Consider the following 15,192-nt stretch of genomic DNA (forward strand, 5'->3'; position numbering starts at 1 on the left):
TATTTTACTTTGATACAGAGAACCGGCAAATGAGCAAAATTCAAATCACGCCATTTTTCCATGAGCCCACGTTTACCGTGACCTACGTGGTGACTGACCGCGCCACTAACAGCTGCGCTATTATCGATCCGGTGCTTGACTATGATGCTGCCGCCGGGGCCGTTTCCCATGAGTTTGCTGACAAAGTTGTCAGTTACGTTGACAAAAATGGCTTAACGCTGGAGTGGATCCTGGAAACCCACGCCCATGCCGATCATCTGACTGCCGCGCCCTACATTAAAGACAAGCTGGGTGGTCTGATTGGTGTAGGCGATCACATTCGCCGCGTACAATCCACTTTCAAAACGATTTATAACCTGGAAAGCACGTTTCTGACTGATGGGAGTCAGTTTGATCAGCTGTTTGTTGATGGTGAGGTGATAACGCTGGGTCACCTAGATATGGAAGTGCTGCATACCCCCGGGCATACCCCGGCCTGTGTCTCTTACTACATTGAAGATGCCGTGTTTGTTGGCGATACCCTTTTTATGCCCGACTATGGTACAGCCAGGGCAGATTTCCCCAATGGCAGTGCGCAAACGTTATATCAGTCTATTCGCAAAATTCTCGCCCTGCCAGAGCCCACCCGGATGTTTGTTGGCCACGACTATAAAAGCGCAACACGCGATGATTTCGCCTGGGAAACCTCGGTTATTGAACAGCGTCGCAACAATATCCATGTGAAAGACGGCGTGAGTCAGGCCGACTTTGTGGCCATGCGGGAAGCACGGGATGCAACGCTGGCGGTGCCTAAGCTGTTGTTCCCGGCTATTCAGGTCAATGTCAGAGCTGGCCAGATGCCGCCGGCGGAAGACAATGGCAAGTGTTACCTTAAAATCCCGCTGACGATTAAGTCATAACTATGATTTTCACTTTTATCGGCGCCATTGTAATTGGTGTAAGCCTGGGCTTACTGGGGTCAGGTGGCTCCATTCTTACTGTGCCTCTGTTGACTTATATCGTTGAACGTCCACCGAAAGTGGCCATTGCTGAATCCTTGTTGATTGTCGGTGGGATCGCTCTGGTCGGCGTTTGGCGTCAGCAGCAAGCTGGTCAGGTGGCCTGGCAAAAAGTGGCGAGCTTTGGTTTACCCAGTATGGTGGGCACCTACTTTGGCGCGTTGTTATCGCAGTATTTAAGTGGTCTGGCGCAGTTGGTGTTATTCGCTGTCATTATGCTGCTGGCCAGCCGTTTTATGCTTAAACCTATCAGTGTAAAGGCCAGTGATGGGGTGTCATTGGTCAAGCTAATCCCCGCAGCGCTGGTGGTGGGCGTTATTGCCGGTTTGGTTGGTGTTGGCGGCGGCTTTTTAATTGTGCCGGCCCTATTGGCCCTGGGTGGTGTGTCTATGCGCGAGGCGGTTGGCACCAGTCTGGCTATCATTGTGCTGCAGTCGGTGGTGGGGTTTGGCAAATACTTTTATCTATTCAGTCAACAGGGCGCACTGCCCTTTGATTTCCAGCTCATTGCACTGATGGTGGGGATTGGCGCCGCTGGCTCTCTGCTCGGTACGAAACTGGGAGGACACCTGCCACAGCCGCAACTGAAAAAAGGCTTTGGCGTGATGTTGGTTGTGATGGGTAGCTTTATTTTTCTTTCCTCTTTATACGCTATGCACTTCGTGGAGGTACCAGTATGAATATTCGCACGATAAATCATCATTTTAGTGTTTCAGGAGTGTTAACCAGGGACGACATGGATGCCCTCGCAGAGGCCGGCGTAACCACCTTAATTAACGGCCGTCCGGATTATGAGGAGCCCGACCAATTACCAGATGCCATCTTGCAGGGATGGGCCCGGGAAGCCGGGTTGGATTACTACTTTGTGCCAGTTATAAGCGGTAACTATAACGAACAGGAAGTGGCGACTTTTGGTCAAATCCTGCTTAAAGCAAAAGGGCGGGTGCATGCAATATGTCGTACCGGTACGCGGGTATTACATTTGTGGGCTCTGGCGCGTTTGGCTCAGGGGCTTAGCCAACAAGAGATAAAGCTGGCGGGCGACAGGGCCGGTGTTGACCTCGATGGGGTACTTTTAACATATCAAAATCGCACTTTTCAGGCTCAACACCTCCATTAATTTTTTTATTTTAAATCAATGCCTTGAGCCTCTATGGGCCAGATGCCCGATAGGCTTTGGGCGCACAATCTGGCATCTTGACTCCCTCTTACAGGGACTATTGCTATGTATTTTCAACGTGTGTTTGTTTTTTTCACCACCAGTATCATCGCTTTACTGTGTGGCTGTTTCTCTTCTTACCTTGTGGCCTCAGAGACGGTTGAGGCAACCGAATTATCAGCGCTAAGAATCAAAGCTCAACAGCGTATAGAGCGGGAGTATTCTTCACCGTGGATGGCGCAGCAAAGTTCGTCCCTGAGTCGCTGGCTCATTGGTGCCCCAACGCTGGAAATCTCCGCTTTGCAGTCAAATCAGGCCACCGGCACTGATGAAATCGAAGTACGGCTTGGCGTGCAAATTCAACGTCCGGACAACCTTGATTTGTTTGATCAGATGGAACAGATTAACGAGGCCATACTTGTTGCACAGCAGCGCCAGCAGGCATTGTTGGTTTCTGGCCTGGTCAGGCAACGAGCCTGGGCGGCGGCGATAGCGCACCAACAGGTCAAAGCGTTGAGTGATAAACAGGTATGGCTGGCAAAGTTGGGCAAACAGTTAACCCAACGCTTTGAAGCCGGAGAGCTGGCTCGTCTGGCTTATCTGCAATGGCAACAGCAACAACTCGATGTACAACAGGCTTTGGTGGTCGCCAAAGCGGATTTAGCCGCTGCGATGGGAGCTTATACCGAACTCACCGGAGCGAAGCAGTTACCCGCCGATTTACATGAAACGGTGCCCGCCAGCCTTGATAGTGCACTGAATAGTCATCCCGAACTGAAGCTGCTGAGTTTGCAAAAACAGTATGCCGGGGCGGCTTATCAGTATGGCCGGCAAAGTCAGAGCAACTGGGATGTTGCGCTGGTGGCGCGCCGCTTACAAAGCGTGATGGGCGATGAGAATCAGGTAGGTATTGCGGTAGGCATCCCGCTGGCCCTTGAGATGCCTGCCAACCCGCAGAATTTGCAGGCATGGCAGCAAACCGATTTGGCACTTTCACAATCTCTGATGAACCTGCGAATTACCTTGCAGCAGCAGGTCAGCACCAATTTGGCCAGCCTGACATCGCTGGAAGAACAAATTGCCATTGGCGAGCAGCAAGTTGCCATAGGCGAACAAATTGTTAAGCAACTGGCGCAGCTAAAGCAGAGCAGCGAGCTGGAGCAAAGCAACTGGCTGCAATCGTTGCTGGAACAGCGCGACCGCACCTATCAACTGGATCAGCTCAAACTTTCTCAACAACAACGGGTTGCTCAAATTAATCAACTGGCAGGGCAAGTGCTATGAAATCGTTTTTCTCTTTTCTTTTGTTAGTGCTGACAGTCTCTACTGCGACAGCGCAAAACCAGCGGATCCCCCTTGAATCTCTGGGTCGCCTGTCACTGAATTTTGCAGCACCACAGATTGTGCCTGCTGTGCCAACCCCCGCGGTAAGCGGTGAAGTAAGCTATCTGCCGGGCAATGGTTATCAACTGGTATTGCCGTTTCGGGTATTACAGCAGCAATACCTGGTAGCGCCACAATCCTCTGTAGCGGCCAATACCCCGCTGGTTAAACTAACTGGCAGCGAAGTTCATCATTTCTACGAAATGCTTAGAGCCCAAAAGGAGATGTACCGTCAGGCAGAGCAGCGGTACCAACAAAATCTGCCGTTATTTAAAAGCAAATCCATCAACCAGCAATCCTGGCAGGCGATTACCGACCATTACTTTGCCAGCAAGCTGGAGCTGGGCCATCTTGAGCATGCCAAAGAGTTGCTGCAAAGTGCCAACGATGACGATGCGGCCTTATTGATATCGCCAGTGGCAGGGGTTTTTATTCCGGCCGGTGAACAACTCGACACTGAGGCTTTTGTCTATGGTGAGGTCATTGAGCAGGACGCATTGCGCCTGAAAGTGCAACTGCCGTCTCAGCTCGCCGATAAAATATCTGCATTAACAGTAGGCTCCTGTCACCTCGAGGTGGCCTACCGCGAGCGCCTGAATAAAGGGCTTGTCAGCCGTTTGTGGAGTGCCTCTGTCACCGCTAACGACGAATGTGAACTGATGTATGCAGACTCGATGATGGTGACGCCGGTGATTGAGCAGGCGGGCCTGGCTATCCCTGCTTCAAGTGTCTATTTCTTTGAAGATCAGTATTACGCTCTGGCAAAAGACGGGGCAGAGTTGTTGCCTGTTGCGGTAACTGTGTTGGGACGTCATGAAGGTCAGTTGTTGATTGCCGACAACATGGCGCTGAAAAACTCGCAGGTGCTGACCTCCTCGGTAAGTGCTGTGCAAGGTCTGTTACTGGGTCTGGGAGGCGAATAGATGATTGCCCGCTGGATCCAATTTTCTCTAAGCCAGCGCATTTTCGTGCTGGCGATGTTTACCGTTGCCCTGGCGGCGGGAGTGAATGCCTGGCTGAAGCTGCCGGTCGATGCGTTTCCGGATATTTCTCCCACTCAGGTAAACGTGATTATTAAAGCACCGGGGATGACCGCTGAAGAAATTGAAGCGCAAATCACCCAGCCACTGGAAACCGAGTTACTGGGCATTCCCGACAAAGCGGTGCTGCGCTCAACCACTAAGTATGCCATTACGTCGATTACTCTGGATTTTGTCGAGGGCACCGATATTTACTGGGCGCGTCAACAGGTGGCGGAGCGGCTGAATAATTTGTGGAGCGAACTGCCGCCCACAATAGATGGTGGCATTGCGCCGATGAGCACACCGCTGAGCGAAATGTTTATGCTAACGCTCGAGAATCCGAATCTGTCATTAATGGAACGCAAGCATTTACTCGACTGGCAAATCCGGCCTGCATTACGCACGGTTGCCGGTGTGGCCGAGGTGAACGTTCTGGGAGGCTATACCAAAACCGTGCAGTTTACGCCGGATATACAGCGTATGAGCGCCATGGGGCTCACGCTGCCTGAAGTGGCTGATGCACTGACCCGGTCTAACGTAAACGGTAGTATTGGCCGCATTGAAATAGGAAACGATACCTTAATTGTTCGCAGTGAAGGGCGTTTTACCCGATTGGAAGATGTGGCTGAACGGGTGATCGCGATTAAAAACGGCGGTGCTATCCGGCTCGATGATATTGGACGGCTGTCTGTAGGCAGTCTCGCCCGTTATGGCGGGGTAACCAAAGATGGCGAAGAAACTACTGAAGCGCTGATTGTGGCATTGAAAAACAGCAATACCGCTGAGGTAGTGGAAGCCGTGCAGGCAAAGCTGGCGCAAATTGAGCCTGGTTTACCTGCAGGCACTGAAGTGAATGTCTTTTACAACCGTAAAAACCTTATCGATACCGCGGTGGGCACCATTACCAGTGCACTGGGACAGGCGATTGTGATTGTGGTGGTGTTGCTGGCGGTATTCCTTGGCCAGATAGGGGCTTCCTTTGTGGTTGCGTGCGTGATCCCCGTAGCGGTACTCATCACCTTTTATTTAATGAGCATAACCCACCTCACTGCCAATCTGATGAGTCTTGGCGGAATGGTAATTGCCATTGGTATGCTGGTCGATGCCTCAGTGGTGGTAGTTGAGAATATCGTTTCGCAACTCTCCCGTGGGGTCCCGTTGCCACGTTTACATGTGATTTATCGCTCTGCCAAAGCGGTTGCCACGCCGGTTATCGCCGGTACACTGATTGTGCTGGTAGTGTTTACCCCGCTGCTCACGCTCACCGGCCTGGAGGGAAAACTGTTTAGCCCGGTCGCCATGACCATTATGTTTGCCATGGCGGTGGCTCTGGTGAGTGCCTTTACCATCATCCCGGTGCTGGCATCGTTTTTTGTCAGTAAGGCGCCGCAACAATTGCCAGGCTACTTGCAGGCGTTACAAAATGGCTTTGAGAGCGCACTTCGCAAAGCCATTGGGGTGCCGAAAACCCTGTTTATTGCTATGGCTGTTACCCTGGCCCTCACTGTGCTGGCTTTTACACAGTTAGGAAAAACGTTTATGCCGACTCTGGATGAAGGCGACCTGATAGTGCAGCTGGAAAAATCGCCCACGCTGTCTTTGTCTGCATCGTTAGCACTGGATAAGCAAATTGAAGAAGCTTTGCTGGCTGAAGTGCCGGAGATTAAGCAAATTGTGGCGCGTACCGGTTCCGACGAACTGGGTCTGGATCCCATGAGTCTGAACGAAACCGATGTGTTTATGCAGCTCGCGCCAACCGATGAGTGGCGTTTCGACACCAAGGCAGAGCTTGCCAATGCGATTCGCGACGTATTAAAAGGTTTTCCGGGCATTAATTATGGGTTTACCCAGCCCATTCAGATGCGCGTGTCTGAAATGCTAACCGGTAGTACCGGCATGGTGAGCATTAAGATTTTTGGCGACGACATTGTCCAGCTTACCGAAGTGGCCAGTCAGGTTGCACAAGTAACTGAGGGCATAGAGGGGGCTGTGGATGTGAATAAAACGCTGATGGAAGGCGGCGATTATTTACGTATCAAACCCAAAATGGATATTGCCCTGATGTTTGATATGTCACTCACCGAGCTGTCTGATTATTTGCAAATGCAGGTTAACGGCGTACAGGTGACCGATATTATCAATGGCCGAATTATTACACCGCTGATGTTTTCCCATCAACGCGACGGTATCGCTGCGATTGGCAGCGATATTGAACTGGCAAGTCTGCCAATTCAACTGCCCGATGGCACGTTACTGGCTTTGTCTCAGGTTGCCGAGCTCGAACGTGTTGCCGGCCCGGCGGTGATTGAGCGTGAAGATGCTTTGCGTTATGTGATGGTGAGCGCCAATGTGGAAAATCGCGACCTGGCCTCTTTTGTTGAAGAGGTGGCTGGCGAAGTCGGCCGCAGCGTGTCGCTGCCGACTGGCTATACGGTCAGCTACGGCGGGGAGTTTGAGAATCAGATCCGCGCTACCAATAACCTGCTAACCATTATTCCGCTGGTGCTGGGCGTCATCCTGATTATCCTATTTACCCAGCTAAAAGAGCTTAAGCTGGCGTTACTTATTCTGGCTAACATTCCGTTTGCGCTGGTCGGTGGTGTGTTTGCCCTGTGGTTTACCGGTGAATATCTGTCGGTACCGGCTTCGGTAGGTTTTATCGCCCTGCTTGGTGTAGCGGTGCTCAACGGTGTTGTAATGCTGTCGCATTTTCAGCAACTGGCCAAGCTTGCCGGGGACTTCAAAGAGCTCATTATTCAGGGGGCGAAAGACCGTCTGCGGCCAATCCTGATGACGGCGACAACGGCCATATTCGGGTTAATGCCGTTGGCGTTTGCCACCGGTCCGGGTTCAGAGATTCAAAAGCCACTGGCCATTGTGGTGATTGGTGGCCTGCTATCATCCACATTGGTAACACTGATCATTCTGCCAATCCTGTATTTCACCATGGAGCGTAAACATCATGACTGACCAATGTATTTTTAGCTGCTTTGTGGATCCGGAAACAGTCGATAGCGTGGTGGATTGTTTATTATGCCAGTCTTTTGTCAGCGGTTTTTCTATGCACCGTATTGAGGGCTACAGCAAAGAGCATGCGAATTACACCGTGGGTGAGCAGGTAGCGGGCCATCGCTCAGTTTGCCGCCTGGACATTCGCTTGCAGTGTATTGAGCTGGATAATCTTACTGCGGCGCTGGCGGGATTATCCTTACAGCATCGCATTCGCTATTGGGTGACACCGGTGATTGACACGGGCATTATTTAACCGCCCGGTATGGCTTAAGGTTTCCTTAAGAAAACTTAGGTAGCTTATTGTGAAAACAATAACATGTGGTGAATTGTGAACGTTTCATTTGTAGTCCCTGCAAAAAATGAACAGGGTAATATCAGGCCGTTGGTGAGCGAAATTATTCAACATACGCCAAAAGGTGTAGGGTTCGAAATTATCTACGTTGACGACGGCAGCTCTGATGGCACGCTCAGCGAAATTCGTGAGCTTGCAGGTGAATTGCCGGTGCGGTTACGTGTGGTACAGCATGAAAAATCCATGGGGCAGTCTACCGCTATTATGACGGGGGTTCGTTACGCGCGTAACGAATGGATTATGACGCTGGATGCAGATGGTCAGAATGATCCGGCCGACATTCCACGTTTTATTGACGTTGCAGCGCAGCAGCCTGTGGGGGCGGATTTTTGCGTGGCTGGCTATCGCAAAAACCGTAAGGATACCGCCTGGAAGCGTTTTCAGTCACGCATTGCCAACCGGGTTCGCCAGCGTTTATTGCATGATGAAACCCCCGATACCGGCTGTGGCTTAAAGCTGATCCCTCGCCGTACCTTTTTATCGTTGCCTTATTTTGATCATATGCACCGGTTTTTACCCGCTCTGGTAAAACGCCTGGAAGGCCGTGTGTTGGTAGTGGAAGTTAATCATCGGGACCGCCATTGCGGCATTTCTAATTACACTATGTTGAGCCGACTTGGTGTCGGCATTGTAGATTTGTTCGGTGTTATATGGTTACTTAGACGGGCCAAATGTCCCCACCCTCAGGAAGTCACTGATTAATGCGTAAAGCGACGAGTGAAAAGCGCCTGCAGGCCAGCCTCAGAGGGTTGTTAAAACCTGTACTGGCCTGTGTGGTTATAGCCTTTATTTTCAAAATGGCGAGCCTTGGTGAATATGCCGACCCGGTAGCCATTGAGCAGTGGTTAACAGAGCAGGGCGCCCTCGGCTGGCCTTTGCTGATATTGTCTGGTGTGCTGCTGATGTTGGTGGGGTTTCCTCGCCAGATTGTGGCCTTTATTGGTGGCGGTTTGCTGGGCGTTACGGCCGGCACTTTACTGTCTACCGGTATGGCAGCGATAGCTTGCGCCACCACTTTCCTGATGTCCCGTTATTTTTTGCAGGACTGGGTGAAACGCCGCTTTCCCGGCGTGATTGCAAAACTCCACCCGTTACTGGCCGGTAAACCCTACACGGCGACCCTGGCGATTAGATTGTTACCGATTGGAAGCAACGCTATAACCAACATCGTGGCCGGCGCTAGTACGATTCGAGGCCGCGCTTTTGTCAGTGCCTCAGCGCTTGGTTACATACCACAAATGCTCACGTTTGCCCTTATGGGGCAGGGCATGGAACAGATGTCGTCGTGGCAGATAAGTGTCAGTCTGAGCTTGCTGGTGTGTTCGGTTTTGTTAGGCGCTCACCTCTACCGTTGGTATCAGCAGCAACCTGCCGACTCCATTTCTACCCCCTGATTAACTATGACTAAGTGGCCTTCTTTCAGCTGTTATCAGCGTACGGACCTGATCTGGCTGGGTTTGATTACCTTTTTCCTGCTGGCGATGGGGATTGGTTTGCGTGCCCCCTGGCCGGCAGATGAGCCCCGTTTTGCGTTAATTGCCAAAGACATGGTAGAGACCGGACAATGGTTGTTTCCCATGCGTGGTAATGAACTTTATCCGGATAAGCCGCCCTTGTTTATGTGGTCTATCGCCCTTTTTTATGCCCTTACCGGATCGCTCCATATCGCTTTTTTACTGCCGTCGGCTATTGCCGGTACGGTAACCGTTCTGGCGGTTTTTGATATTGGTCGCCGCTTATGGGGGAGTCGTGAGGCCTGGTGGGCCGCAGGGTTACTGCTTGCCAGTGTGCAGTTTGTGCTGCAGGCGAAAAGCGCACAAATTGATGCCAGTGTGTGCATGTGGGTTACCCTTGGTTGCTATGGACTGTTGCGAGCGACATTGTGTGAAGATGGCTATGCCTTGTGGTGGTTGGGCGGTTGTGTTGCCATGGGGTTAGGTATAATGACCAAAGGGGTTGGATTTTTACCTTTGCTGATGCTTTTACCTTACGGCATGTCAGTATGGCGTCAATCTGCTGTGCAAACCTTGCCGAAGCGTTACTGTTGGGGATGGTGGGCAGCAGGGGTTCTGGCTATGCTGATGACCCTGCTGCTCTGGCTTTTACCCATGCTACTGGCGGTTGATGGCCGGCTGGACCCGGCCTACAGTGCTTACCGCGATAATATCCTGATGAAACAAACGGTCACCCGCTATGCCAACTCCTGGCATCACATTAAGCCGTTCTGGTATTTTGTGCTGAATGTTGTGCCCTGGGCCTGGTTGCCACTGGTAGTGTTGCTGCCCTGGCAATGGCCTCACTGGCGTACCGCCTGGCAAAGCAACGATGCACGGATCCTAATGCCCCTTGGTTTTGTGCTACTGGTGCTGTTATTTTTCAGCCTGAGTCCGGGTAAACGTGGGGTGTATATTCTGCCCGCTTTGCCAATGCTGGCACTGGCTATGGCGCCAGCCATGCCTCATATAGCCGGTAAAAAGTGGCTGTCGCGAATATTTTGGGCGTTAACCACACTGATTGGCGCCAGTCTGACAGTAACAGGATGGCTGGGGATACTCGATACCGGCCCGATGGCCAAGCTGACCGAGCGTTACGAGGTCGATGGCAGTGGTTTGCTGCTGACCACCGGAATAGTTGTACTGATGGTGTTAGTACTGCTCCACCGCCGTGCTGGCTGGCAGGCCTGGGGAGCTACGATGCTGGTGCTGTGGTGCAGTTACAGTACTGGCTTTGCCAGCATGTTAAACCCGCTGCGTACGCCGGCCGCGATTTGGCAAGCTATTGATGAGACGGCAGGAGAGGAAAGTGAGATTGCCTTACTGGATACCGGGGAGCAGTTTATGTTGTTTGCCCGTCGTCCCATCGTACACTTTGGCTATCATACGCCGCCTGCAACCGAAATCTACGCTGCATGGCAGTGGTTAAAGGCCAATCCGGGCGGGTATCTGTTGTTGCCCGTCAGTCGGGAGTCAACCTGTCTGGACCTCACTAAAGGGATTATTATGGGGCGAGCACATCGTGAGGACTGGTTGTTGTTAGGGCCGGATGGGCTTCGCCCAAGCTGCCCGCAAGCGGATGACAAAGCAACGACGTTTCGCTATGAGCCGATAAACCCGTTGATCCGATAGCCGGGTAATGGCTATGCTGTGAGCTTATTAAAATTCAATCCTTTTGCAGAGTTTTCCCTATGAGCGAACACGGCCACCGGCATGGTCAGCCCCAACATTCTCACGCTCATGACCACAGTCACGAGCATCACCCCGGGCACCATCATCACCATGATATCGCCGAAGACCGCATCAGTTGGGCTTTCTGGCTGAATTTCATCTTCACAATTATCGAATTTATCGGCGGCTGGCTCACCAACAGCGTAGCGATTATGGCCGATGCCGTGCACGACCTCGGCGACTCACTGTCGATTGGTCTGGCCTGGTATTTGAGTAAGGTGGGTAAGCGGGATGCCACCGAGCAATATTCTTATGGTTTTAAACGTCTGAGCCTGCTGGGCGCATTAATCAACGGCCTGATTCTGGTTGTGGGCTCGGTATGGGTTTTAACTGAAGCGATCCCGCGCTTATGGTCACCTGAAATGCCGGTTACAGAAGGCATGATTCTGTTAGCCGTCCTTGGGATCGCAGCCAATGGCTTTGCCGCTTACAAGCTGCATGGCGGTGAAACGCTCAATGAAAAGGTGCTCAACTGGCACCTGCTCGAAGACTTACTCGGGTGGGTTGCGGTGCTGATTGTCGCCATTATTTTACAGTTTGTGAACTGGCCGGTGCTGGATCCGCTGCTGTCTGTTATTTTTACACTGTTTATTTTGTTTAATGTGGTCAAGCACGTTATTCATACCGTAAAGCTGTTTCTGCAAGCGAATCCCGATACCGATAAGCAACTGGCCATTCAAGCTGCACTTACCGGGCTTGAACAGGTAAAAGAGCTTCACCATGTGCATTTTTGGTCGCTGGACGGCGCCAGTCATGTGCTTACTGCGCATGTGGTGGTTGAAACTCACTTTGATGTTGCCTCGGTGGGAAAGTTAAAACAACAAATTGCCGAGGTGCTGGCACCGTTTAATCTGGATCACACTACTATTGAACTGGAAATGCCTGGCGAAAATTGTCGGGACAAACTTTAACAGGGGCGATAAAGCCCTCCGGAGGGGGGCCGCGCCATACAGTATGGTCCCGGCCACAGGGCACACACACTCAGGAGCCAGGGCAGGCGACAGGCGTTTCTACCCGGGTAAAGCGAATATCTGACAGTTTAAAGCTGGTTGCCGCGTCTGCAGACAATGCCATAGGCACATATATCTCGCGTAAGTTAACGCCCTTATCGACAAAGCAAGTAAGTGGGGTGGCCACACGCTGCCAGTCGTTGTCAGAGGAAGTAAAGTCATCCAGTGCCAGCTCAGCTTCACAGCCCTCACCACATGACATGGAAACGGTTATACCTGTTGCCGATGAGCGCTGGATATCGAAGGCGAGCACGCCGGTAGGAATAGCGTAATCGAGCAAGTCCTCTGGAAAGGGAGAGAAAAAACGAATGCTGTCTTCACTGCTACCAAACTCTACCTGCAGGGTATCTTCCTGAACACGGCGGTCAGCGGTGCGAATATTAAGCGAATTGACACTAAGTACATTGCTATTCATTGTACCTTGCTGACCATCGCTGGAGGCGATGAGTGACCACGGTTGTTGAACGCTCTGCTGGAAAATTACCGCATCACCGGCCGCATTGGCGGCACTGTTTACCGACTCATCAAGTGCTCCAAGGTTGCCGCTATCCTCATAGGTAAGGCCGTAATCGTAGGCAAACAGTGGCTGCTTACCGTCGCCCTTGTTAACGGGATTCTGGAATGGATCGGCGGGCCATGAGAACGATAGCTTACCGCGCATAGGGTAATTCACTGTGCCGTCGGGCTTGCTGAATAGCACATCGGCGACACCGCCCCCCTCGGAGCCGGGCAACCAGGCAACCACAAACGCATCAGATGCGTTCAGCTCTGGCGTGATCCACAAGGGACGCCCGGTAATGAATACGGCTACAACCGGAATGCCTTGTGCTTTTAACGATTTAAGTAACGCCAGATCCTGCTTGTCACCGCGCTGATACTCCACATTGGCAATATCACCGTTACCTTCGGCGTAGGGCGTTTCACCAAACACGACTATGGCAACATCCGGCTTCTCTGAGTAGCTGCCGTCAACGCTTAATTCGGCCTCGCCGCCCGCAGCCTCAACGGTTTGTTCAATGCCTGTAAAAATAGAAGTGGCTCCCGGGAAGTCACTGTTTTCATTACCGGTACCTTGCCAGGTAATAGTCCAGCCGCCGGATTGCTTACCAATATTATGTGCGCCATCACCAGCAACCAAAACGCGACTTGCTGGGGCAAGCGGTAAGAGTTGCTGGTTGTTTTTAAGCATTACTAATGACTTCCGAACCGCTTCACGGGCTATTTGACGATGCGCATCGGCCCCGATGACCGACATGTCACCGGACAGACTGCGGTTGGCCGGAGAGGGCAGGTCAAATAAACCTACACGCAATTTAACCCGCAGTACCCGGCTTACGGCATCGTCAAGGCGTGTCATGGGGATCTCACCACTATTCACCTGAGCAACCAGGTTTTCCAGTAAAGGTTTCCAGGTTGGAGTGGGGGCCATATAAACATCCAGGCCAGCTAACAGTGCTTGTGGACAATTATCGTTACTGCAACCCGGGATCTGGCCATGACCGTTCCAGTCACCAACCACGAAACCATCGAAGCCCATTTTGTTCTTTAATACATCGGTAAGTAAGTATTTGCTACCGTGTAATTTTTCGCCATGCCAGCTGTTGAAGGAGGCCATGACCGACTGAGAACCGGCGTTTAAACCTTGAACATAACCCTGGGCATGAATGTCGAAAAGGTCTCTTTCGCTGGCCAGGTTGTTGCCCTGATCGTCGCCTTTGTCGGTGCCACCATCGCCAACAAAATGTTTAACTGTGGAAATGACATGCTGGTCATCGATATTGCCATCACTGATATCCCCTTGCAGGCCCGTAACGATTGCGCGCGCATAGTCACCTACGATGGCGGGATCTTCTGAGTAACTCTCATATGTCCGCCCCCAGCGATCGTCACGCACAACGGCTACGGTAGGTGCAAATATCCAGTCTATCCCCGTGGCCCGAACTTCTTTGGCCGTTGCGGTAGCAATTTTTTCAATTAAGCCCGGGTCACGCATGGCGCCCAGACCGATATTGTGAGGAAACAGCGTGGCACCAATAACGTTATTGTGACCGTGCACGGCATCGGTGCCCCACATGGTTGGAATGGTGCTACCGTCCAGTGAGTCGTCTATTGATGCCTGATACATGGCTTCGGCCAGATCTATCCATTCCTGCGGGGTCGCCTGTTTGTTAGCCCCTGGAAATGAGCCGCCGCCGTTGAGATAAGAGCCAAAACCATAACGGCGCATGTCTTCAACGGTAACGTCGCGGATTTCGGGTTGAATAAGCTGCGCGACTTTTTGTTCTATGGTCATGCCGGCAAGTAAGGCTTCAACTTTCTCTTCAACCGCTGCTTTATTCGCAATAGGCGATTGTATTTGTGGCCAGTAATCCGGAACAGACACTGTATTAGCAGACTGACTGTCAGTCTCTGATGTGCTGCAAGCGGTTAAGGCTGCAACCCCGATGGCTGCTGCAGCGACTGACAATGTAAATGATTTCATTATTATTCTCCGGATTATTACCCCTGCGAATGCCAAAGCACTGCGAAACCAATGAGCGAATGTTAATAATTTGTTGTGAGAGTATATGGGGAAATTTTGAAAATGCAAGCGCTTACATTTATGAGGGTGGGAATTGCATGAAAAAGTCAGCGGATGGCGGTAACCGTTGTATTAAGCCCCGTTGAGTAGCGAATAATACGCGTTTATGCCTGCCTTTTATGTTCTTATCTGCAGATGTATTAAGCTGTAGAGTGCAAATTTGAAAGCGTTTACATGGTTGTTGTTGCAATGGGAAGTCCCACTAGCAGAGCTTATTTTTAAGCGTAACGATTAACCCCGTTTACTTAAGTAACTTTTTCACTTATACGGCTAGCTGGCTTGCCTGGTGGTTCGCTGCATAGAATAACGAATGCTGGTTGGCTATGATGGGGCTTAAAAAACGCCGCAGTGGGCGAACATAGCCAATGTATTGCAACAGGGCGCTATGATGCAGAGTAGGGTGTTGACGATGGTTATACAACAGTGAATAACCGCTTTGATCAATTAAAAT

At 51.5% G+C, this 15,192-nt stretch carries 12 protein-coding genes; 11 read left to right on the forward strand and 1 reads right to left on the reverse strand.

The annotated features are described in order from the left end of the window. Positions 1 to 29 precede the first annotated feature (29 nt). The 11 genes from AC27IB_RS10070 to AC27IB_RS10120 all read left to right on the forward strand — a co-directional run bounded on the left by AC27IB_RS10070 (position 30) and on the right by AC27IB_RS10120 (position 12,061). Positions 30 to 899 (forward strand): MBL fold metallo-hydrolase, encoded by an 870-nt coding sequence (locus tag AC27IB_RS10070; RefSeq protein ID WP_296052659.1) that lies wholly within the window; start codon positions 30 to 32, stop codon positions 897 to 899. A 2-nt stretch (positions 900 to 901) separates the two neighbouring features. Further along, positions 902 to 1,678, forward strand: a complete 777-nt coding sequence (locus tag AC27IB_RS10075; RefSeq protein WP_487120665.1) for a sulfite exporter TauE/SafE family protein — start codon at positions 902 to 904, stop codon at positions 1,676 to 1,678. Next, positions 1,675 to 2,118: a protein tyrosine phosphatase family protein gene (locus tag AC27IB_RS10080; protein WP_487120667.1), complete on the forward strand. Its 444-nt coding sequence runs from the start codon at positions 1,675 to 1,677 to the stop codon at positions 2,116 to 2,118. Before AC27IB_RS10075 ends, AC27IB_RS10080 begins: the two co-directional genes overlap by 4 nt. 105 nt (positions 2,119 to 2,223) lie before the next feature. Next, positions 2,224 to 3,441, forward strand: coding sequence for a TolC family protein (locus AC27IB_RS10085; protein ID WP_487120669.1), 1,218 nt, complete (start codon positions 2,224 to 2,226; stop codon positions 3,439 to 3,441). Continuing rightward, a complete protein-coding gene (locus tag AC27IB_RS10090) occupies positions 3,438 to 4,463 on the forward strand; it encodes an efflux RND transporter periplasmic adaptor subunit (protein WP_487120671.1) in 1,026 nt (341 codons plus the stop codon). Before AC27IB_RS10085 ends, AC27IB_RS10090 begins: the two co-directional genes overlap by 4 nt. Further along, positions 4,464 to 7,532: an efflux RND transporter permease subunit gene (locus tag AC27IB_RS10095; protein ID WP_296052935.1), complete on the forward strand. Its 3,069-nt coding sequence runs from the start codon at positions 4,464 to 4,466 to the stop codon at positions 7,530 to 7,532. Beyond that, on the forward strand, positions 7,525 to 7,827 hold the full coding sequence (locus AC27IB_RS10100) for a DUF3240 family protein (RefSeq protein WP_296052936.1): 303 nt from the start codon (positions 7,525 to 7,527) through the stop codon (positions 7,825 to 7,827). The genes AC27IB_RS10095 and AC27IB_RS10100 overlap by 8 nt, the downstream gene beginning before the upstream one ends. 75 nt (positions 7,828 to 7,902) lie before the next feature. Continuing rightward, entirely contained in the window at positions 7,903 to 8,628 is a 726-nt protein-coding gene (locus AC27IB_RS10105) for a glycosyltransferase family 2 protein (protein ID WP_296052939.1), read from the forward strand. Beyond that, on the forward strand, positions 8,628 to 9,320 hold the full coding sequence (locus AC27IB_RS10110; protein ID WP_296052940.1) for a TVP38/TMEM64 family protein: 693 nt from the start codon (positions 8,628 to 8,630) through the stop codon (positions 9,318 to 9,320). The genes AC27IB_RS10105 and AC27IB_RS10110 overlap by 1 nt, the downstream gene beginning before the upstream one ends. 6 nt (positions 9,321 to 9,326) lie before the next feature. Beyond that, a complete protein-coding gene (locus AC27IB_RS10115) occupies positions 9,327 to 11,051 on the forward strand; it encodes an ArnT family glycosyltransferase (RefSeq protein WP_487120674.1) in 1,725 nt (574 codons plus the stop codon). 59 nt (positions 11,052 to 11,110) lie between these two features. Then, positions 11,111 to 12,061 (forward strand): cation diffusion facilitator family transporter, encoded by a 951-nt coding sequence (locus AC27IB_RS10120; protein ID WP_487120676.1) that lies wholly within the window; start codon positions 11,111 to 11,113, stop codon positions 12,059 to 12,061. A 70-nt stretch (positions 12,062 to 12,131) separates the two neighbouring features. Here the strand turns inward: AC27IB_RS10120 and AC27IB_RS10125 are convergent, their stop codons facing one another. Next, positions 12,132 to 14,642, reverse strand: coding sequence for a glycoside hydrolase family 3 protein (locus AC27IB_RS10125; protein ID WP_487120678.1), 2,511 nt, complete (start codon positions 14,640 to 14,642; stop codon positions 12,132 to 12,134). Positions 14,643 to 15,192: the final 550 nt, after the last annotated feature.

The sequence above is a fragment of the Alteromonas sp. 4NH20-0104 genome (genome assembly GCF_057547795.1).

What these genes read in the sequence shown, in the direction of transcription:
- AC27IB_RS10075 (WP_487120665.1), top strand. Translation starts at nt 902, where the DNA reads ATGATTTTCACTTTTATCGGCGCCATTGTAATTGGTGTAAGCCTGGGC.
- AC27IB_RS10070 (WP_296052659.1), top strand. Translation starts at nt 30, where the DNA reads ATGAGCAAAATTCAAATCACGCCATTTTTCCATGAGCCCACGTTTACC.
- AC27IB_RS10115 (WP_487120674.1), top strand. Translation starts at nt 9,327, where the DNA reads ATGACTAAGTGGCCTTCTTTCAGCTGTTATCAGCGTACGGACCTGATC.
- AC27IB_RS10095 (WP_296052935.1), top strand. Translation starts at nt 4,464, where the DNA reads ATGATTGCCCGCTGGATCCAATTTTCTCTAAGCCAGCGCATTTTCGTG.
- AC27IB_RS10085 (WP_487120669.1), top strand. Translation starts at nt 2,224, where the DNA reads ATGTATTTTCAACGTGTGTTTGTTTTTTTCACCACCAGTATCATCGCT.
- AC27IB_RS10090 (WP_487120671.1), top strand. Translation starts at nt 3,438, where the DNA reads ATGAAATCGTTTTTCTCTTTTCTTTTGTTAGTGCTGACAGTCTCTACT.
- AC27IB_RS10120 (WP_487120676.1), top strand. Translation starts at nt 11,111, where the DNA reads ATGAGCGAACACGGCCACCGGCATGGTCAGCCCCAACATTCTCACGCT.
- AC27IB_RS10080 (WP_487120667.1), top strand. Translation starts at nt 1,675, where the DNA reads ATGAATATTCGCACGATAAATCATCATTTTAGTGTTTCAGGAGTGTTA.
- AC27IB_RS10125 (WP_487120678.1), bottom strand. Translation starts at nt 14,642, where the DNA reads ATGAAATCATTTACATTGTCAGTCGCTGCAGCAGCCATCGGGGTTGCA.
- AC27IB_RS10110 (WP_296052940.1), top strand. Translation starts at nt 8,628, where the DNA reads ATGCGTAAAGCGACGAGTGAAAAGCGCCTGCAGGCCAGCCTCAGAGGG.
- AC27IB_RS10100 (WP_296052936.1), top strand. Translation starts at nt 7,525, where the DNA reads ATGACTGACCAATGTATTTTTAGCTGCTTTGTGGATCCGGAAACAGTC.